General features: G+C 68.2%; 23 protein-coding genes and 2 pseudogenes. 17 read left to right on the top strand and 8 right to left on the bottom strand.

The genetic code is table 11. The annotated features are described in order from the left end of the window. Positions 1-87 precede the first annotated feature (87 nt). From OG992_RS33760 to OG992_RS33725, 8 genes are all read left to right on the top strand, one after another. The gene (locus OG992_RS33760) at positions 88-501 is read left to right on the top strand and encodes a nuclear transport factor 2 family protein (RefSeq protein ID WP_266305565.1); all 414 of its coding nucleotides are present in this window, start codon (positions 88-90) and stop codon (positions 499-501) included. A gap of 695 nt (positions 502-1,196) precedes the next feature. After that, positions 1,197-1,370: a hypothetical protein gene (locus tag OG992_RS33755; protein ID WP_266305564.1), complete on the top strand. Its 174-nt coding sequence runs from the start codon at positions 1,197-1,199 to the stop codon at positions 1,368-1,370. A 548-nt stretch (positions 1,371-1,918) separates the two neighbouring features. Then, a complete protein-coding gene (locus tag OG992_RS33750; protein ID WP_266305563.1) occupies positions 1,919-2,224 on the top strand; it encodes a hypothetical protein in 306 nt (101 codons plus the stop codon). Between the two features lie 9 nt (positions 2,225-2,233). Next, a complete protein-coding gene (locus OG992_RS33745) occupies positions 2,234-2,692 on the top strand; it encodes a TnsA-like heteromeric transposase endonuclease subunit (protein ID WP_323182044.1) in 459 nt (152 codons plus the stop codon). Positions 2,693-2,725: 33 nt separating this feature from the next. Next, positions 2,726-3,139, top strand: coding sequence for a hypothetical protein (locus OG992_RS33740; RefSeq protein WP_266305562.1), 414 nt, complete (start codon positions 2,726-2,728; stop codon positions 3,137-3,139). Between the two features lie 289 nt (positions 3,140-3,428). Next, a complete protein-coding gene (locus OG992_RS33735; RefSeq protein ID WP_266305561.1) occupies positions 3,429-3,620 on the top strand; it encodes a hypothetical protein in 192 nt (63 codons plus the stop codon). A 114-nt stretch (positions 3,621-3,734) separates the two neighbouring features. Beyond that, positions 3,735-5,339: an ABC-F family ATP-binding cassette domain-containing protein gene (locus tag OG992_RS33730; RefSeq protein WP_266305560.1), complete on the top strand. Its 1,605-nt coding sequence runs from the start codon at positions 3,735-3,737 to the stop codon at positions 5,337-5,339. A 19-nt stretch (positions 5,340-5,358) separates the two neighbouring features. Continuing rightward, on the top strand, positions 5,359-6,975 hold the full coding sequence (locus OG992_RS33725; protein ID WP_266305559.1) for an ABC-F family ATP-binding cassette domain-containing protein: 1,617 nt from the start codon (positions 5,359-5,361) through the stop codon (positions 6,973-6,975). A gap of 396 nt (positions 6,976-7,371) precedes the next feature. Here OG992_RS33725 and OG992_RS33720 read toward each other — a convergent pair whose 3' ends face one another. Further along, positions 7,372-7,986 (bottom strand): TetR/AcrR family transcriptional regulator, encoded by a 615-nt coding sequence (locus OG992_RS33720; protein WP_266305558.1) that lies wholly within the window; start codon positions 7,984-7,986, stop codon positions 7,372-7,374. Between the two features lie 37 nt (positions 7,987-8,023). Between OG992_RS33720 and OG992_RS33715 the strand changes: the two genes are divergently transcribed. From OG992_RS33715 to OG992_RS33695, 5 genes and pseudogenes are all read left to right on the top strand, one after another. Next, on the top strand, positions 8,024-8,350 hold the full coding sequence (locus OG992_RS33715) for a rhodanese-like domain-containing protein (RefSeq protein WP_266305557.1): 327 nt from the start codon (positions 8,024-8,026) through the stop codon (positions 8,348-8,350). 186 nt (positions 8,351-8,536) lie between these two features. Further along, positions 8,537-8,827, top strand: a pseudogene (locus OG992_RS33710) (transposase); the annotation flags it as partial. Next, a complete protein-coding gene (locus tag OG992_RS33705) occupies positions 8,767-9,402 on the top strand; it encodes a M23 family metallopeptidase (protein WP_323182043.1) in 636 nt (211 codons plus the stop codon). The pseudogene OG992_RS33710 and the gene OG992_RS33705, both read left to right, overlap by 61 nt. A gap of 9 nt (positions 9,403-9,411) precedes the next feature. Further along, the gene (locus OG992_RS33700) at positions 9,412-10,152 is read left to right on the top strand and encodes a metallophosphoesterase (RefSeq protein ID WP_266305555.1); all 741 of its coding nucleotides are present in this window, start codon (positions 9,412-9,414) and stop codon (positions 10,150-10,152) included. A gap of 168 nt (positions 10,153-10,320) precedes the next feature. After that, positions 10,321-11,058, top strand: a complete 738-nt coding sequence (locus OG992_RS33695; RefSeq protein WP_266305554.1) for an alpha/beta hydrolase — start codon at positions 10,321-10,323, stop codon at positions 11,056-11,058. A gap of 216 nt (positions 11,059-11,274) precedes the next feature. Here OG992_RS33695 and OG992_RS33690 read toward each other — a convergent pair whose 3' ends face one another. After that, positions 11,275-11,604, bottom strand: a complete 330-nt coding sequence (locus tag OG992_RS33690) for a hypothetical protein (protein ID WP_266305553.1) — start codon at positions 11,602-11,604, stop codon at positions 11,275-11,277. A 411-nt stretch (positions 11,605-12,015) separates the two neighbouring features. Here OG992_RS33690 and OG992_RS33685 point away from each other — a divergent pair, with 411 nt between their 5' ends. Together OG992_RS33685 and OG992_RS33680 are read left to right on the top strand one after the other, a co-directional pair. Further along, positions 12,016-12,153, top strand: a complete 138-nt coding sequence (locus OG992_RS33685) for a hypothetical protein (protein ID WP_266305552.1) — start codon at positions 12,016-12,018, stop codon at positions 12,151-12,153. Next, positions 12,134-12,697: pseudogene (locus OG992_RS33680) on the top strand (transposase); the annotation flags it as partial. The gene OG992_RS33685 and the pseudogene OG992_RS33680, both read left to right, overlap by 20 nt. Positions 12,698-13,168: 471 nt before the next feature. Here the strand turns inward: OG992_RS33680 and OG992_RS33675 are convergent. The 3 genes from OG992_RS33675 to OG992_RS33665 form a co-directional block, all read right to left on the bottom strand. Continuing rightward, positions 13,169-13,600, bottom strand: coding sequence for a hypothetical protein (locus OG992_RS33675; RefSeq protein WP_266305551.1), 432 nt, complete (start codon positions 13,598-13,600; stop codon positions 13,169-13,171). 98 nt (positions 13,601-13,698) lie between these two features. Continuing rightward, positions 13,699-14,352 (bottom strand): response regulator transcription factor, encoded by a 654-nt coding sequence (locus OG992_RS33670; protein WP_266305550.1) that lies wholly within the window; start codon positions 14,350-14,352, stop codon positions 13,699-13,701. Beyond that, on the bottom strand, positions 14,349-15,584 hold the full coding sequence (locus OG992_RS33665; protein WP_266305549.1) for a sensor histidine kinase: 1,236 nt from the start codon (positions 15,582-15,584) through the stop codon (positions 14,349-14,351). The genes OG992_RS33670 and OG992_RS33665 overlap by 4 nt, the downstream gene beginning before the upstream one ends. A gap of 163 nt (positions 15,585-15,747) precedes the next feature. On the opposite strand from OG992_RS33665, the gene OG992_RS33660 reads away from it, so the two are divergent. Beyond that, complete coding sequence (locus OG992_RS33660; protein ID WP_266305548.1) at positions 15,748-16,410, top strand: DUF998 domain-containing protein; 663 nt, start codon at positions 15,748-15,750, stop codon at positions 16,408-16,410. Positions 16,411-16,531: 121 nt separating this feature from the next. Here OG992_RS33660 and OG992_RS33655 read toward each other — a convergent pair whose 3' ends face one another. From OG992_RS33655 to OG992_RS33645, 3 genes are all read right to left on the bottom strand, one after another. Then, the gene (locus tag OG992_RS33655; protein ID WP_266305547.1) at positions 16,532-16,681 is read right to left on the bottom strand and encodes a hypothetical protein; all 150 of its coding nucleotides are present in this window, start codon (positions 16,679-16,681) and stop codon (positions 16,532-16,534) included. 587 nt (positions 16,682-17,268) lie between these two features. After that, on the bottom strand, positions 17,269-17,811 hold the full coding sequence (locus OG992_RS33650) for a TetR/AcrR family transcriptional regulator (protein WP_266305546.1): 543 nt from the start codon (positions 17,809-17,811) through the stop codon (positions 17,269-17,271). A gap of 37 nt (positions 17,812-17,848) precedes the next feature. After that, positions 17,849-18,298, bottom strand: coding sequence for a hypothetical protein (locus OG992_RS33645; protein ID WP_266305545.1), 450 nt, complete (start codon positions 18,296-18,298; stop codon positions 17,849-17,851). Positions 18,299-18,695: 397 nt separating this feature from the next. Between OG992_RS33645 and OG992_RS33640 the strand changes: the two genes are divergently transcribed. Further along, positions 18,696-18,986: a hypothetical protein gene (locus tag OG992_RS33640; protein WP_266305544.1), complete on the top strand. Its 291-nt coding sequence runs from the start codon at positions 18,696-18,698 to the stop codon at positions 18,984-18,986. Positions 18,987-19,031 lie beyond the last annotated feature (45 nt).

Below are 19,031 nucleotides of genomic sequence, written 5' to 3'. Positions count from 1 at the left end.
AGACATAAGCCATCGCTGATAACGTCTGTTCGCCTGCCAAGTGCCGGCATCTGACTCGGGAGGAACTAGTTTCTCGAAGGGATCAGCATGACCAGCGACACGGAGAAACACGAGATCGCGTACCAGTTCGAGGATTCCTTGAAGCTGGGCAACAGAGACATGCTCCAGGCCATTGTTGCAGATGACGTCATTATGACAATGCCTGGAAATAGCAGAGTATCAGGTGAGTGGCGTGGCATCGACGGTTTAACTGAGTTGATGAACCTGCTGCGGCAGTCCGGCATGAGGGCGGAAATCGAAGCGATCACCTATGGCCTGAATAGCGTAGCCCTACGCCTTCATAACACGGGAATTCGGGGCGATAGGCATTTGGACCAACTGGTCGTGGTTGCACTTTTTCTTAGAGGCCGGAGAATTATTCGAGTTGACTCTCACATGTCGGACTTGGAAAACTTCAACGCGTTCTTCGGATCAGTTGACACATTCACCTCTGGTCAATAACCGTCATAAAAATTGCCGAACGTCATCATTGTTCCTTCAGAGCCTCACCGGCACCGACGCAGAGGACCTTAATGTCGCTTGGTCAATCCCCGTAGAAGGTGGCGGGGGTTTAGATCGGACAGCATCCCCAAGTCCGGATTCACCGCGTCGGCCATCGGCGTGGCGGATCGCAGTTCGATCGCCGGACCGGCCGTTCGTCGATGAGTTGACTGAGCGCGTAGATCGTGGCGATGATGTGCACCCAGGGCGGCTTGCGCGACGGACATGTCCAACTGCCGTCAATTTCCTCCACGGAGGCCGCAATGCCGATCGTGTGACACCTGAGGTTGGCCTCGAGAGCGTCGGGTAAATCCCCTGCGGCCATCCCCCGCTGCTGCGCGGCAGCCTTGTTAATCAAATGTCGTACCTGGGTCTGCTGTCGCGTCCAGTGAACCTTGTGGAGTCCGGACTCACTCTGTGGATGATCTTGTGGGGTCCGGATGTACCTTGTGGGGCGCGCATGAGCAGGCATCGACGATGGTGCGGAATCCCTCGGCGTGAATGTCGATCTTCCGGGCGAGTCGGCGGCGGTGCCGGCTCGCCAACCGGGTACGGGTGCCGGCTGGGCGGTCGTGCAGTGTCAACGTCCGGCTGACCGCTGAGGAACTGCGTGACGTGGCGGCGGCAACGGTCCGAGCCGGTCCGAGCTGGCGCGGGTGCAGCGGGATCTGTTCGCCGCCCGCACGGCGCTGGCCTGTGCCGCCGATGCGTTCGACGTTGGGCGGGCTTTGTCGACCGGGGGTGACGTCGCGGCTTGCGCTGCGGTGGTGGCGCGGCTGGACGCGGTGGCCGAGCGGCTGCACGGGCTCCTTCGTCGGGTCTCGGCGTGATCCCGAGGGGTCCGGCCGCGTGGCGCGGACGTGCGCGAGGTGCTGCGGTATTTGCTGGGGCCTGGCGAGTACGGCGAGCACCGGGATCAGCGGGTGGTGGCAGCGTGGGCGGCGGCCGCGGTCGGCGGAGTGCCCGGTCTGCCATCGGCGTCGTCGCCCGGCGCGGCGGGCCGGCTGGCTGGCTGGCTGGTCTGCTGGAACAGCCGGTTATTGCTGGGGTTAACCCGCCGGCCAAGCCAGTGTGGCATTGCTTGGTGCACAACCACCCGGACGATCCGGTGCTGTTCGACGAGCAGTGGGCGCAGGTCGCGGCCGCGTTCCTTGACGGGGTCGGGTTCGCCCCCGTCGGGGATCTGGCCGCGGTGCGGATGGATGGCGGTGCGTCACGGCGACGACCACGTTCACCTGGTCGCCACGCTGGTACGCCAGGACGGCCACACTGTCTGGCCACGCCACGTTTACCGCCGCTGCCAGAGCGTGGCCCGGGAGATTGAGGAACGCCTCGGGCTGGCCGGGCACCCGGACGCCGGCCGCGTCGGGGGTCAGGCATGGGTGAGGCGACGTTGCGGCCAGTGTCGGGCGGGGTGGTCGGTGACCCGCTCGGCGAGTTCGAGGTCGGCTACGTCGGCCTCGACGACATCGAGCACCGCATGCCGCTGACAGACGCCTGGTCGGTCCGATTCGAGCGGTGCTACCCGGCCCGGCGGTTTCCCCAGTACAAGGGGCAGAAGCACTTCCCCGTCCGGTGGTGGACGGAGACGATGGGTCATCACGTCGGGTACGAGCCATGGCTGGAACGCGACCACCTGATGCTGCTGGACTTCGACCCGGCCGTGGTCGCAGTGGCCTCCTAACCGTTCTGGCTGTTCTGGCTGTTCGGGGCGAACGAGCAGGGCAAGGTCCGCTCGCACGCCCCGGACTACTTCGCCCGGCTGGCCGACGGCGGCGCCCGTGTGGTCGACTTCCGCCCGCTCGAGAGGATCAAACCGAAAGATGCCGTGAAGTTCGCCCGGACTCGGACGGCCTGCGAGCAGTTCGGCTGGGACGACCGTGTGGTCGGGGCACTAGATGCGATCCTCGTCCGCAACGTGCGTTGGCTCGCCGGCTACCGGCACCCCCGTCACGACCTACCGGCGGTGGCTGCCGCGTTGCGGCAGGTGTTCGCCGAGCCTGGTGGGCTGCTGGCTGGCGCGGAGGCGGCCGGTGACCCGATCGCGGTGCTGCCGGCGCTGTTTCACCTGCTCCGGCGCCGCATTCTGCACACAGACCTGTCCACGCCGCTGCACCCGGACGCCGTCGTCACCTCGGCGGTGACCGGGTGACGCCGCGGTCGGTGCTGCGCCCCGGGTGACTGGGTGCACTTCGACGGCGGTGAGCACCAGATGGTGGGCCTGGCCGGAGCGTCGGTGCGGCTGCCCTCGGAGGCCAGGGGCGCCGACCAGGTGGTGCTAACGGAGCACCTGATGTCGTCGCCCGACTTCACGGTCATCGACGGGCTCCCGGCACCAGACGTGCAGCCGTTCGGGCTGCTCGACGCGTTGCCCGAGGACGTGCTCGCCGCAGCCAAGCAGTGGGAACGCCACATCGTGGAGGTCGAGACCGGACTGCCGCCGCACGCACCGCTCAATACGACGCCGAGACCCGAGTACGACCCGGCGAAGCACAGCCTGGCCGAGCGGCAGCGGGCCAAGGCGCGGAGCTGGGCGTCAGCTACCGCACCGTCGAAAACCGGCAGTTGCGCTACACCACTCAAGGACTGTGGGGGCTGATCGACCGGCGGGCGGTGCGGACCTGGGAGGTCGCCGGCCGGGCCGACAGCCGGCTGGTCGAGGTTGCCCGGGAGGCCATCGCGGCGCAGACCGACGCCTCGACCGGCACCCGCTCCCGCTTGATCCGCCAGGTGGTTAGGCGGGTAGCGGAGATCCACGGGCCTGGGGTGGTGCACCTGCCCGGTCGCAGCGCCTTCTACGAGCTGGTCGACCGGCTCGCCGCTGGCAGATGGCCCACCGGCCCACCGGCGTGTTCACGCCGACGTTCGCCTCCCGCCCGGGTGAGCAGGTGCAGATCGACTCCACTCCGATCGACGTCATGGTGGTGCTCGACGACGGCCTGCCGGTCCGCGCCGACCTGACCATCGCTATTGACGTCGCCACCCGCACGATCTGTGCCGCAGACCGATCGCGCAACCGCCTCGAAGGCGCGAGCAAACGGGTTGTCCGGTCGTCTGGTTCGTGTACCATGGCTCAGTGATCTACTGACACGCACCCAGCCCGCTGCCGTGGCCCACCACTCTCTCGTGGTCGTTGAGCCCCGGCGGGCAGTCGATCCCCTTCCGATTCGGCGATTGGTGTCCGCGTGTCCAACGTGTCTGTTCTGCATGCCCGTGACCTGGTGAAGGTTTACGGCGACCGCATCGTTCTCGACGGTGTCTCGCTCTCCGCGGCGCCTGGCCAGCGGCTGGGCCTGGTGGGTGAGAACGGGATCGGCAAGTCCACCCTGCTGCGGCTGCTCTCTGGAGAGGAGGAGCCGGACGGCGGCGAGGTGCGGCGCCCGGTCGACACCGAGTTTCTCCGTCAGGAGCTCCCGTTCCCGGCTGACGCCCCGCTCAGCGCCGTGGTCGACAATGCGCTCGCAGAGTTTCACCGGGTCCGCGACCGCCTCGACGATCTCGGTGAAATCCTCGCCACCCGGCCCGAGGACGAGGCCGCCCTCACCGAGTACGGGGACCTGCTCGGTTGGGCTCAGGACCACGGCCTGTGGGACGCCGACCACCGGGCAAAACTGGTGCTCGACGGCCTCGGCCTGTCCGCCGTGGAGATGGCCCGTCCGCTCGGCTCGCTCTCCGGCGGGCAACGCACCCGACTCGGCCTGGCCGCGCTGCTGATCCGGCAGCCGCGGGCGATGCTGCTGGACGAGCCGACCAACCACCTCGACGAGGAGGCGGTCACTTTCCTGGAGCAGCGGCTGGCCGAACTGCCGGGCGCCGTCGTGGTGGCCTCGCACGACCGGGCGTTCCTCGACGGGATTTGCACCGACATCGTCGACCTCGATCCGTCCCGGGGAGGCGTCACCCGCTACGGCGGCGCCTATTCCGACTACCTTGAGGTCAAACGCTGCGAGCGAGCGCGCTGGGAGCAGCAATACACCACCGAACAGAAAGAGATCAAGGAGCTGCGGCAAATCGCGGCCACCACGGCCCACGACGTCAACCACGCCCGCTCGATCAAGGACAATAACAAGATCGGGTACGACCGGCACGGCGGCCGTGTCCAGAAACAGATCTCCCGGCGGGTGCGCAACGCCCAGCAGCGCCTGGACGAACTCACCGCCAACCAGGCCAAGCGGCCCCCGGCTCAGCTCAGCTTCACCGCCGCAATGACCGGGATCGAACCGAACGAGGGCAGCGTGTCGCTGCGCGGGGTACGGGTCGAGGGCCGGCTGCAGATCGACTACCTGACCGTCGCGACCGGGGAACGCCTGCTGATCACCGGTCCCAACGGGGCCGGCAAGTCCACGCTACTGCGGGTACTGGCCAGCGACCTGGAGCCGGACGCCGGCGCGGCGTACCGGTCGGCGGGTCTGCGCGTCGCGCTGCTCGAGCAGGACGTCGATTTCGCCGACCCGCAGCGGACCGCGCGCTCGTACTACGCCGAGGCGGCCGGGGAGGACCCCGCGGTGCCGCTGTCCCGGCTCGGCTTGCTGGCCGGCCGTGACGTGGAACGGCCCGTCGGGCAACTCTCCACCGGCCAGCGTCGACGGGTCGCCCTGGCGATGCTGCTCGCCCGGCCGCCGGACGTCCTGCTGCTCGACGAACCCACCAACCATCTGTCGCTGCGCCTGGTGGAGGAACTGGAGGAAGCGCTGCGCAGCGCACCGGGCGGCGTCGTCGTCGCCTCCCACGACCGTTGGCTGCGCCGTGGCTGGCAGGGTCCGGAATTGACCCTGCTCGACGGCCGTGTCCGGGCTTGATCGCCTTGAGAGGAGTCTCATGTCTACCCAACTCACACTGCACGCGGTGAGCAAGGCGTACGCCCACGGTCGCGTGCTGAACGCGGTGTCCGGCACGGTCCGCGACGGCGAACGCGCCGCCGTGGTCGGTGAGAACGGTGCCGGGAAGTCCACCCTGCTGCGGCTGCTGGCCGGGCAGGAACTGCCGGACGAGGGCGAAGTCGTGGTCACCGCCGACGGCGGGATCGGATACCTCGGCCAGCTCCTCGACCTGCCAGACACGGCCACGGTCGGCGATGCGATCGACGCGGCGCTCGCGGACCTGCGCGACCTTCAGCGCCGGATCAGCGAGGCGGAGCAGGTACTGGGCGCCGGCGAGGCGGGGCTGCTCGACGCGTACGGAGAGATGTTGACTGCCTTTGAACTTCGCGACGGATATCGGGCCGACGCGCGGGTGCGGGCCGCGATGTCCGCCCTCGAGATCGGCGAGCTGGCGCCGGACCGTGCGCTCGGCACGCTCTCCGGCGGGCAGCGGGCGCGGCTCGCGCTGGCCGGGGTGCTGTCGGCGGAACCGGAGCTGCTGCTGCTCGACGAGCCCACCAACCACCTCGACGAGAAGGCGCTGGCCTGGCTGGAGGACCGGCTGCGCCGGCACCGGGGCACGCTCGTGGTGGTGACCCACGACCGGCTGCTGCTGCAGAAGGTGGCCAACACCATCCTGGAGGTCGACGGGGACCGGGCCACGATAGTGCGCTACGGCGACGGCTACGCCGGCTACCTCGCCGAGAAACGGGCGGCGCGGCAACGGTGGGAACAGGCCTACGCGCATTGGACCGCCGAGATCGAGCACTGGACCGAGTGGGGCGCGACGACGGCGTACCGGGTGGCGCCGGGCCGCGCGATCAAGGACCACAACAAGTGCAAGTACAACGGCGACGGCCGCCGGGTCCAGGCGTCGATCTCCACCCGGGTACGCAGCGCGGCCGAACGGCTCGACCGGCTGCACGCCGAGCCGGTGCCCCGGCCGCCTGACCCGTTGCGCCTGCACGCGCCGCTGGACGCGGCGGTCCGAGAGGGCACGGTGCTCGCGGCGCACGGCGTGCGGGTCACCGGCCGGCTGTGGGCGCCTGAGCTGACCGTCACCGCAGGTGAGCGGGTGCTGGTCACCGGGCCGAACGGCGCCGGCAAGTCGACCCTGCTCGACGTGCTGGCCGGTGTGCTGACCCCGGACAAGGGGACGGTGAATCGCCGGGGGCGTCTCGGATACCTGCCGCAGGAGAGCATCATCGGCGGGCCGTCGCACAGCCTGCTGTCGGCGTTCGCGTCCGGCCGCGCCGGCACCCGCGAGGAGCACGCCGAGCGGCTGGAGTCGATGGGTCTGTTCCGCACCGCTGACTTCGGCAAGCCGGTCGGCGCGCTGTCCGTCGGGCAGCGGCGCCGCCTGGCACTGGCCCGCCTGCTGGCCGGCGAGGCCGACGTGCTGCTGCTCGACGAGCCCACCAACCACCTGTCGCTGGCGCTAGTCGAACAGGTGGAGCAGTCGCTGGCCGAGTACCCGGGCGCCGTGGTGGTGGCCTCGCACGACCGGATGTTCCGGAAGCACTGGACCGGCACCGAGGCGGCCCTGGAGGCCGGCCAGCTGCTCGTGCCGGTGTGATGAGCCGGTCGAGGATCGCTCGACGACCGCAGCCGTGAATCCGCCCCGCTGACCGACGCACGCCTCGTCGATAACTCTCCACCGCCGAAACAGCTTACCGAGGACCGTGATATCACACGTCAGCAACAACAATCCTGAACCAAAACCACCAGGTAGTTCCGGACGACCGGATCTCGCACCGTCCGGACCTACCTGGTGAAACACTGGCCAACGCCTCGATCATTCACAATCCTCAAGCGGACGCGACAGCCAGCTGCCGATCAGGGAGGTCGGACAGACCACCAAGTGGGGTGTACGGGAGCGGCGCGTGGCCAGCATGCAAATCGCTTGAAGAGTCTTAGAGCTCGCGCGGATAGGTGTGGTTCGCGCTCGGTTCTTGATCTATGGGCTGGGGGGTTACATCGTCGAGCGGGCGAGGCGGATGAGGCCGGCTCGTATCCGCTGTTCGCCGAGTTCTGGTAGGAGCGCGGCTATGTGTTCGGCTGCCAGGGCGGCGAGCAGGGCGTGGGCGGTGTGTTCGGGGTCGGGCGTGGTGTTTAGCAGGATCGCTGTGTGGCGGTGCCAGAACCGGTAGGCCCCGATCCTGTACCGGGCGCCGGTTGTCGCGGTCTCGGACATCCGGACCAGAGCCAGGTGTTCCAGGAGGTAGTCGAGGTAGGCGTCGATGAACGCGGCGAGGCGTGCGTCGGCCGGGGCGCCGGGGCCGAGGGGTGGTGGTCCGCGCAGGATTGCCTCCTGTAGCACGCATTCCCGGGTGTCCAGGAGGGCGGCGGCCAGTCCAGACTTGTCGCCGAAGCGGCGGAACAGGGTGCCCTTGCCGACGCCGGCAGCTGCGGCCACCTGGTCCATGGATACCGCTTCGACGCCGTGTTCGGCGAAGAGTCGGGCGGCGGCATCCAGTACAACGACGCGGTTGCGCGCTGCGTCTGCTCGCTCCTTTGCGGGCAGCGTGCGCAGCAGCTCCAGCGGCGTTGCAGAAGCGGACTGCGGTCCGATACTGTTCGAAGCCATAACCGGACTATAGTCCGTTCTCTTGGAAGGTGGTGGCATGACCGCACTCATCTCCCGCGACGAGCTGAAGGCAGCAATCGACGCGGGCACCGTGACCGTTCTCGACGCGCTAGGTGGCGAGTACTACGCCAAGCAGCACCTGCCCGGCGCCCTCGCGTTGGTCCTGGCCGACGTCGATGCCCAGGCGTCCACCCTGCTTCCCGACCACGACGCCGCGATCGTCACCTACTGCTCCAACCCGGCCTGCCCCAACAGTGGACAGGTCGCAGACCGGCTCGCCGCGCTCGGCTACACCAACGTCCGCAAGTATCGGGACGGCATCCAGGACTGGGTGGAGGCCGGCCTCCCCATCGAGTCCGCCTGACCTCCACCCCGGGGGAAGGGCCACGCACGAGCGTTGCCCTTCCCCCGGGGGCAGTACATCCCCGCATCCTGCAAGCCGAGAGTGCCGAACAGGTCAGGAACCCAGCGCGGACAGGGTTGCCCTGGATGCGTCGTCCCAGGTCGCGTCGACTATCAGACCGACACTCGGTAATCACTTGGAAGGCTCGTGCCCGTACTGCCGTCATGGCTGACCGAACCACTGTGGGACCAATTCTCGGCACTGCTTCCGGAGCGACCGCGCTATCACCCGGATCATCCCCTGCGCTGTCACCGCCCACGCGTCAAGGACCGGATCGTGTTCGACAAGCTGCTCCAGATCCTGCGTTTCGGATGCTCCTACGAAGCGATCGCTGACACGACCTGCTCAGCTTCCACGATCCGCAGCCGCCGCGACGAGTGGATCGGGCTTGGCATCTTCAGCCGGCTCAAGCAGATCGCCTTGGAGTCCTACGATCGCCGGGCGGCTGGGTTCAGCCGATCAGGGCCACCGTCAACAGTGGCTTCGGTCAGCGCGGGCGCAACTTCCACGCCGGTGTGGACATGTCGAAGGCCGACGTGCGGGGCGACGCGATCCGCGCGGCGGCGATCGGTGTTGTCGAGCAGGTCAAGTGGGACTGGTACACCACGTGCGACCGCGACGGCCACACCAGGGCGCGGGGGTGCGGGTGGTACGTCGACATCCGCCACCCCGGCAACATCGTCACCCGCTACTGCCACATGATCCAGCGACCCGAGGTGGCGATCGGGCAGCAGGTTACCGCAGGAATGGTCATCGGGTTCGTGGGCAACAGCGGCGGCAGCTCCGGGCCGCACCTGCATTTCGAGGTGCACCTCGACGTGCCACCAGGACCGTTCCACGCCAACCGCGACAACGCCGTCGACCCGGTGCCGTTCATGCGCGCCCAGGGCGCTGCGCTGGGGCCGGCCGCGTCTTCCTCGATCAGGAGCCGGCTGCGTGGTGGCCGACCATCCGTGACCACCTACCCGTCTATGCGCCGCAGATCACACCCACCCGGACCATGGGTGCGGTAGCCCGCCGCCATGCGCATCGCCGTGATCTCTGATGTCCACGGTAACCTCCTGGCCCTTGAGACGGTGCTTGCCGACATCGAGGACCGCAGCGCCGACGTGGTGGTGAACCTCGGTGATCTGGTCTCCGGCGCCCTGGCCCCTGCGGCGACGACCGACCGACTGATGGAGCTCGGCCAGGTCACCGTGCGCGGCAACCATGAACGTCAGGTACTCCAGAATCCCTACGAGCGGTTGTCTTTGTCTGACCGGCTCGCCTATGACCAACTCACCGAAGCCCATCGCGCCTGGTTCGCCTCCCTGCCGCTGACTGCCGAGATTGCGTCCGGCGTGCGGGCTTTCCACGGCAGTCCATACGACGACCTCGTCTACCTGCTCGACACCGTCGAGCCGGACGGTGCCAGGCCCGCTACCGAGGAGGAGGTCACGTCCAGGCTCGGTAAGTACGCGACGTGGCCGCTGCTCCTATGCGGCCACACTCACCTACAGCGGCAGATACGGCTCGGCATGGGCGCGCTCGTCGTCAATCCCGGGAGCGTGGGTTGGCCCGCCTACGACGACGATCAGCCATACCCGCACGTTATGGAGTCGGGCACCCCGCACGCGCGCTACGCGATCGTGGACAACGCGAGCGGGAACTGGGAGGCCGAACTCCTGGCGGTGGAGTACGACTGGGAGGCCGCAGCCAAGCTGGCCGAGAGCAACGGACGTCCGGACGTTGCCGGGCAACTGCGCACTGGCCTGGCCCGCTAGACCCTGGTAAAGACCGCCCGAGGCGGGTGGTGATCAAGTTCAACCTTGATCCTAGACCAGCCGCCCGATAGAACAAGGCTCCTCATGCTCCCTCCCGACGTGTCGGAACTTCGCAAAGGGTCACGCCGGCGAGCTGCGGCCCGTCCCCGAGGACCCGCACTTGCCCACGTGGAAGACCTTCATGGGCCGAACGGGCTGCCGCTACGTCACTACCGGCCCCGCGAGCAGGCGCGGCCGCTGGTGGTGTTCGCCCACGGCGGCGCTTTCGTCATCGGCGACCTGGACACCCATGACAGCATCTGCCGGCGCATCGCCGACGCCTGTGATGTGGAGGTGCTGGCCGTGGACTACCGGCGCGCGCCCGAGCATCCCTACCCCGCGGCCATCGAGGACGTGACTGCGGTGCTGCGCTGGGCTCGACCCGCGGCGGTGGCCGGAGACAGCGCGGGCGGCTACCTCGCGACCATGGCGTGCCTGTGGCTGAGGGACGCGAGCGAAGCCCTACCGGCCGTCCAGATCCTGATCTGCCCCAACACTGACCTGACGCTCTCGCAGCCCAGCGTCGTCGAAAAGGGCACCGGTCACGCATTGGACGCCAGCTTCCTCGCCTGGGCCATCACGCAGTGGACCCCCGACCCCGCCAGCCGCGCGCCCGCCAGCCCGCTGCTCGCGCCAGACCTGCACAGCATGCCGGATGCGCTCATTGTGACCGCGGAGCATGACGCGCTGCGCGATGAAGGCGACGCCTATGCCTACCGGCTGGCGCGGGCCGGCGCACGTGTGGTGCATCGGCAAGAACCCGGTCTGGTGCACGGCTTCATCCAGAACACGGACCTGACCTCCCCAGAGGCGGCCACCGCCCACGGCCGGCTGTTCAACAACATCGCCGCCCTGATCCACAGATGAGAGAGCGTCACCCGCCCCGCGCATGATCATGAAGAAAGCGCCAAGTCGGCGAGAAGAAGCCACCGCCAAACCAGTGAGAATTCGCCTCAGGTTGCAGGTCAGCACGCTGAGAACCGTCAGCTTCGCTGAGAACCTACACGCGTGAGCGGGATCAGCGCGACGGCCTCCCTCGCAGCAGCGAAGGAGGCCGTCGACGTACCAGCGGGATCGCCCCGGCTACGGCTGGGCAGCCTCATCGGCCACGGCGGTCTGTTCACCGGGCGTGGGGGGCGTCACCGGTTGCGGTGCTCGGCGACGCCGCGCCGGGGCGGACTCTGGTGCGTCCAGCCCGAGCTTGGCCAGTTCCTCTCCGGTCCAGCCGCCCTGCAGGGCGGCCGTGTACCGCTCGGCGTAGCGAGCGTTGGCATCGCGCAGCGCCCCGACGAGCTGGTCGCGCTCGTGCCGCGCCGTCGCGGCCTCACCAACCAGGTTGGCGCGCTCGCGGAGCAGTTGCAGCGCCGCCTTCTCGGTCTCGCCGCGAACGGCCTTGGCGCTCAGTTCGGCCATGGAGTCCTTCCCCGGATGACTGTGCTCTGGTGGCTGTGGACGCCGAGCTTAGCCGCCAAGATCGATCCGTGCGGTACCGCTTTTCCACCCTTCCGGCCGGCCGGTGGGGGCGCCATCAGTGCCAGCCGAGGACGTCGACCAGGGTCAAGGGTGGGCCGCAGGCCCATCGCGCAGCGACGCATCGCGCCCTTGATGCTGGGCGTCGTCCGGCTATCGTCTCTGGCCCCCACGGGTGGGTTCCTGGTGCGCGCCGTCAGGTGCGCTCGACTCGCTCAACGCGACAGGCCGCGCACACACGACCACCGTCCTTCGTCGAAGCAAGTTGGAGTAAAAGTCTGACTTTTCGTCAGACGGGCCGCGCGGCGGCCGGCCGGAACGCGGCGGGTGGCTCCCGTCGGGAGGGTGGTCGACGTGGCTGATTCACCACAGGTCGGTGTGGTCCGCTTCGGTGCCAGCGAGCGCCGGCGGCGTGCCCACAACGACGATGATCCGCGCGTGCACCGGGTGACCGTGCGGCTGTCTGAGGCGGAGCTGGCGGCGCATCGTTAGCCTCGTGCTCGATCAGATCGCCGTTGACGGCTCCATCACCAAGGCACCAGGCGGCGGCGAGGTCGCTGGACGATCCCCGGCCGACCGTGGCAAACAGGGCTTGAAACGCTCCGGGATGACGGATGGTTACGGAATACCGCTCGGCCGTGTTCTCGCTGGGGCGAACTGCCATGACTCCCCACTGCTCGCCCCGACACTGGACCGCCTGTCGGAGCTCGGGCCGCTGCCCGACGCCATCACCGTGCACCTGGACGCTGGCTACGACTCGAACAAGACCCAAACCCTGCTCGACGAACGAGGACTGCACGGCCGGATAGCGCACAAGGGCGAGAAGGCCCCGATCCAGACGAGCAGACGCTGGCACGTTGAGCGCACCCACGCCTGGCAGAATGCGTTCCACCGCCTCGCCCGATGCTACGAACGCCGGGCCACCATGATCGACGCCTTCTTCGACCTCGCGGACACAATCATCACCATCCGAAGCCTCATCCGCCGATCCTGGACAACCCATCGCTGGAACAACCGGCCGAGGCGACGCCCGTAACTCACCTATCTGCGCGACCTCTTAGCGAGACCCATCTCGTCGGCCAAGATGCCGCCGTGTCCGAGCCCGGGTCGCGCGCTGAGCCAGGCCACACCGTGCGTGTGTCTGGTAGGGCCGCCAGGATGGCGGTACCGTCGGCGTCGAGCACCGCGTGGGCGGCCGGCGGCGTCTGGGTGCTCAACCGCGCGAATGCCCCGTCGTCATCCAGCAGGCGCGTCGCATCGCGCCACGCCCGCACGGAGGCTCCGACCTGTGCCGCGGGGTTAAGCCTGCGCAGCCCATGCTGCGCGGCTTCCAAATCGACGAATCGTACGGACACAGTGGCCGGCGTCACCCCTTCGTGGTCTCCCTCGGCCAAGCGACAGACACCCGGGTGACCCTCCGGCAGCCTGTGCTCGCGCACAGTATCGTCCAACTCCGCGACGCCCCACCAGGGGCGATCGCGTTCTCCGCGGGAACAAAGGTGGCTTGTCATCGATTGGGCAACCTAAGAGCGCGTTTCACTTTGCTTTTAGTCGGGTGTGTTGAAGGTGCGGCGTTGTTGGCGGGTGGCGGGTTCGCCTCGGGTGAGGCGGCGGAGCATCCGCCGAGGGCGGCCCATCGGATCATGGCCTCGGACGTTGCGCGGTGGGTTTCGTAGTCGCGGGCCAGGCGGCGGTGGGCGGTGATGAGCGTGGCCGCGGCGGCCAGCAGTGCGTAATGGACCTCGGGCAATGCGGTGACGTGCAGGCTGTAGCCCTGACCGCGCCGGACCGTACGCCCGCGACGCAGGGCGTGCTGCTCGGCTTCCTCGAGGTCGGCGTGGTCTGCGAGGTGCTGGGCGAGCTTGCCGGGAATCTCTACACGGACCGCTTGCGCTGTGGTTGCGGCGGGTGCGGGCTGGTCGGGTTCGGGGGTGACCAACGCGGGGGCTGGGCTGATGTCTGCTCTGCTCAGGCAGGTGGTCGATCAGCCGCTCGCGCCCGGCTCCCCACTACCACGCCGGAACTTGGCTGGCGTCGTCACGTTTCGGCCAGTCGTGGGGTGACGATGCCGGTCTCATAGGCGATGATCACCGCTTGGGTGCGGTTGGCGGCGTCCAGTTTGCTGAACAGGTTGCCCACGTGGGTCTTCACCGTCTCCAGGCTGATCACGAGCGTCTGGGCGATCTCCGTGTTGGACAGGCCGGTGGCCATCAGGCGGAGGATCTCCGTCTCCCGGCCGGTCAGTGGCGGGTGCCGCACGGCGACTGGCGGTGCTGGGCGGGCGGTGACAAGCGCGCGGACCGCGTCGGGGAACAGCAGTGACTCGCCGGCGTCGACCAGGCGGATCGCGTGTGCGATCTGGGCCAGTTTCGCGCGTTTGAGCAGGAACCCGCTGGCGCCGGCGCGGAGGGCGTCGTACACGTAGTCGTCGTTCTGGAACGTCGTGATGACCAGGACCTTGGGTGGTTCGGACAGTTCGGCACGCAGCAGTTGGGTGGTCCGGATGCCGTCCAATGCGGGCATCCGCACGTCCATCAGCACGACGTCCGGGTGGTGCGTGGTGACCAGCGGAAGCACCTCGGTGCCGTCGGTGGCCTCGGCGACCACATCGAGGTCGGGCTCGGTGGACAGCAGTGAACGCAGGCCGGTACGGGTGAGTTCGTCGTCGTCGGCGATCAACAGGCGGATCATGGTGTGGACCGTAGCGGGAGCCAGGCAACCAGCCGCCAGGACTGGCCAGTGTGATCGGTGACCGGGCCTGCGGTGACCTCGCCGCGCAGCACGTGGACCCGTTCGGCGATGCCGGCCAGCCCCCGTCCACCGCGTCGGTCGGCCGCGTCCACCGGTTGGTCGGTCGGCATCGGGTTGGTCAGCTCGATGTCCAGCCGGCGCTGACCAACGCTGATCCGCACGGTGACCGGGCCTGGGTGGCGCATCGCGTTGGTCAGCCCTTCCTGCACGATCCGGTACGCCTCGCGGGACACCGGCGCCGGTACCTGATCCGGGTCGCCGGTGACCACCGCGTCGAGCAGCGTGCCGGCGTCGCGGACCCGCTGCAGCAGCGCGTCCAAGTCGGTCAGGGTGTGCTGCGGCTGCCGGGACGGCGTGCCCTCGGTGTCCTCGCGCAGTACGCCCAGGACGTGGTCGAGATCCTCCAGCGCGGTGCGGGACGCCTGTTCGATGCTGCCCATCGTGTGACGTGCCCGCTGCGGGTCGGAGTCGATGAGGGTGCTGGCCACCGCGGCCTGGATCGTGGTGGCGGTGAGGGTGTGGCCGATCGAGTCGTGCAGTTCGCGGGCCAGCCGGTTGCGGTGCGCGAGCTGGTCGGCGTGGCGTTGCACGGCGGCCATTCGTTCGGCGGCGCTGGGCCCGAGTAGCCGCGGCGCCGCCCAGCGCAGCAGTCCGGCGTAGCCGACGCCGGCGGCCACGACCAGCGTGACGAGCCCCAGCGAGACGAACAGGGTCCAGGACCCCGACCAGCCGCCGTCGATGCTCGGCGACATGCCGTAAAAGGTGGCGTCGCTGCCGCCACCGCGGATCCAGAGGATCGGCAGGGCCGCGGCCGGGAACAGGGCCTGAAACATGACGGTGAGCAGTGCGGCGCCGGATCCGGCGTGCAACAGCGTCCACCCGGCCGAACGCAGCCGTGTCGTCCAGCCGTGAGCCGTCGACGTCGGCGGGATCTCGGCGTGGAGCAACGCGTTGCCGAGCCGGATCGCGGCGGCACGGGAGATCCCGAACAGCCCGGACACAAGGACGAGCAGGACCGTCGTGGCCACGAACACCCCAGGGCGGGCCGGGGTCGGTGCGAGCGCGCCGGCCACCACGCCGCCGACCGCGGTTGGCAACCAGAGCGCGGCGCCGAGGATCGCGTGGATCCAGGCCAGGAAATACGAGACGGATGCCGGCGGCGTTCGGAACATACCTGGATTCTCCCGGCGGCGGCTGCCGCGCGACTCCCACTCGGGAGCCATTTCCCGGCTGGCTCCCGGGCGCCATCCGAGATTCACCCCCGGTCGCCATGTGCGGACATGCCCCGGCGGCGCATGGTGTTCGTCGTCCTGCCCCACATCGAAGGGAATATCGGTGCGCAACCGCGGAGTACTCGGAGTGTCCGACGTCTCGAAACTCAAAGCGTTCTGCTTCCTTGCGGCCGGCCCGCTCTTCCTGATCGCGAACATCGTCGCCGGTCTGGGCTGGCGGAAACCGCCGTACAGCTGGGCCGAGCACAACATCAGCGACCTCGGCAACGTATATTGCGGACAGTGGGACACCACCCGCCCGCGGTACGTGTGCTCGCCCTGGCACGACGGGTTCAACGCGTCAATCCTGGTGGTGGTGGCGCTCGTCGTGCTCGGCGTCCTGCTTACCTGGAACACGCTCGGCCGGGGCGGTGCGGTGCGCACCGCGCAGGGCTTCGTTCTGGCCGGGGTGCTCGGGTTCGCGCTGGCCGCCGCCCGGCCGGCCGACATCGACGAGAACCTGCACTTCCTCGGTGCCCTGCTCATCTTCATCGGGTTCAACCTCGGCCCGGTCGCGGCCGCGTTCGCCCGCCGGGACACGCTGCTCGGCGGCATGCGGACGACGAGCGCGGTGCTCGGGATCGTCGCGCTGACCGGCACGGTGCTGTTCCTGGCGCAGGTCGACGTCGGTATCGGGATCGGCGGGATGGAGCGGGTGCCGGTGTTCACCCCGTTGCTGTGGCTGGCCCTGGTCGGCTGGCGGGTCCACCGGCGGGCACATCGCTGACCGAGTTGCCGGCGACACCGAATTTTGTTCGGTGTCGCCGGCAAATCCGGCCAGGGGTGTGGCCATTTCCCGGCGAGAGGCGTGGACTCCATCCGGGAGCCCGAACAGGAGGCGTCGGGGACTACTTCCAACCCAGACCGGTAAGGGCCTGGAGCTTGGCGGTGGCGTTCTCAACGTCCTTCTTCGCCTGGCGGCCGCCGATGACCTTGTTCGCGGGCATCGCGTTGGAGAGCTGCTGCTTCGCGGCCTCGACCTCGGACTTCTTCGCCATGAGGGGTTTCCTCCCTGGATGGCTCCCCGCCGGTGCTGAACCCACCGAGCAGGGGAGCGGCTGACCGTCGACCTGACGGCCCCGCGCGGGTCGGACCGAGAGCAGTCCGGCCCCACGGGGCTGCCAGGTAGACAACACTCGCCCACTCTTCGTTAAGCGGGGCAGGTTGCTTAGACTCTGCGCCCAAACGCCGAAGATCCAATCGACGAATCCTTGTGGGTAGCCGTCTTGGATCCACTGCGTACGCGCGACGGTCGGCTCGAGTTCCTCAAACCGAACGTCCTCGCCAAGCGCAGCACCAATGGCCTGCGCCTGCGCTACCGTGGTGAGTGCCTCCGGCCCTGCCAGTCGTACTTTGCGCCGGCGTGGCTGTTCTCGACCAACGCTGCCGCAGCCACTGCCGCAACGTCGGCCCCGTGTGTTGGTTAGGTCACGGCAGCGCCGTACGGCCGGCGGACGACGCGTTCGTTCTTATGGATGCTGCCCAATCCAACCAGTTCGCGGCGAACTCTCCGGGTCGTGCATGCGTCTACTCCAGGCCGAAGTCCTCGACCGCACGCTCGACGGCCAGGTATCCGTCCTCACGTTCATCGCTGGGCATCCCCATCCGGGGATCGGCGATCGATGACAGGCAGATAGTTGGCAAACGCCTGGATCGCATGACCCCAAGTCGCCTGGAGATCGGCGCCCGCTGGGAACCTGCCGGCCAACTCAAGATCGATAAGGCCGTGCGCAAGGCCCCATATGGCCCGAGCAGCTGCGACGTTGCCGCCCGTGGCTTCCAACAGTGGAGCCTGCGCCTTGGCTTCGGCTTCGGCTCCGACACGCTCTCGGTCTAAAGGGTAGCGGGCACTGAGCTCATAGAGACGGGGGTGCTCCAGCGCCCACCGTCGGTAAGCCGCGACGAGCGCGGCAAGGTCAGTACCTGCCCCGGCCAAGACGCCGGCCAGGTATTCCAGCGCACGTCGTTGGAGAGCGGCATGGATCTCGGCCTTGTTGGCGACGTGCTTGTAAAGCGAGGGTGCCCGCATGCCGAGTTCGGCGGCCAGGCGGCGCATGGTAACGGCGTCGGGGCCTTCAGATTCGAGGATTCGTTCAGCAGCCTCAACTACCTCGTTACGGCGACTCATGAGTGATCGGGATCAACAGGCGCGGCCATTAGGTAGATTAGCCTCGATGCCGGCTGGCACTCTGCGCACCTGACGGCGCCGCCCAGCCGCGACTGAGCACGTATGCCGCGATGAGGAGAACAGAGACCGCACCATCCCAGACAATGATCGATGCGGTACCGATGACGCCGCCCTCTGCGGCATACACCAAGGCGGTCACCGTTAGCGCCACCTTGTGAAAGATCACGAGTTCCCAGACCCCTCGATAACCCCGGGGTTTCGCGGCGAGCAGCGTGAACAGACCAGCAAAGACGACAAGTCCGTACGCGCGCCACGTCTCGACTATCTTGCTGCTCGCATCGGCATCCCCTACCGCACCCGCCGCACTGGCCGCTGCTGCCAGTGCTCCTAGGGCAGCTAGCCCGAGCAAGATCCTTGCGATTTGATCACTACGAGCCCCTACCATCCCGGCCGACGCCAGTGTTGCGGATGACTTGTTGCTAGTCATGTAACCCTCCCTAGCTAACGCTGTTCGCCTACCTTAAGCTAACAACGTTAGCCGCGTCAACGAGAGGCAAGAGTCGGACCGATATGCGCACTACGCGAACTTCTCCGGCCTCGTGGAATCGCCGCGGACCTGGCCTACTCAGCACTGCGTCGGCGATGGGTTAATTGGGTTGGGTTCGTGTTGGTTGGTTCGCCTGTGGCGGGTGTTGGTGTTGCCCGGTGGCGGGGAGTTGGACCGGTTGGATGCGCGGGTTGGTTCTCGGTTCGGCGGGTGAAGCTGCGGCTGGGGGTGGGTGTGGGGTGTGGGTGCGTCAGTACGTGTGGGGGCTGGTGTCGGGTCTGGGGTGTAGGAGCGGCTGGATTGGGTCTGGGGCCGCCCGCCCGTCATCACCGACGACATGCTGCACACCGTGCTGCGGCGGCGGGCCGCCGGGGAGACCGTCGAGGCCATCCGCCCCGACCTGATCATTCCGACCGGCAGGCGCAAGGGGAAGAGCCCGAGCGTGGCCAGCATCTACCGTGCCTTGGCAGCGCACGAGAAGACCGCGGCGTACCCGGAGGTAGTCGAGCAGGCGCAAGCCGAGTATGCCGCGATGGCCGGCGGCAGTCTGCCGGCGATCGCGCCGCCCCGGCCGGCCCGTGCCGCCGGCGCATGTGTTGCGAACCAAACGTCGGTCCCGCTGCGATAGGTAGGCATGACCGCCCAGGATGACACCGACCTCCTGGCCCTGACC

Origin of the sequence: Micromonospora sp. NBC_00362, assembly GCF_026342155.1 — a bacterium.
GTDB classification, from domain to species: domain Bacteria; phylum Actinomycetota; class Actinomycetes; order Mycobacteriales; family Micromonosporaceae; genus Micromonospora; species Micromonospora hortensis.
The sequence above is the reverse complement of the archived record's forward strand: the minus strand, read 5'-3'. Positions and strand labels throughout refer to the sequence as shown.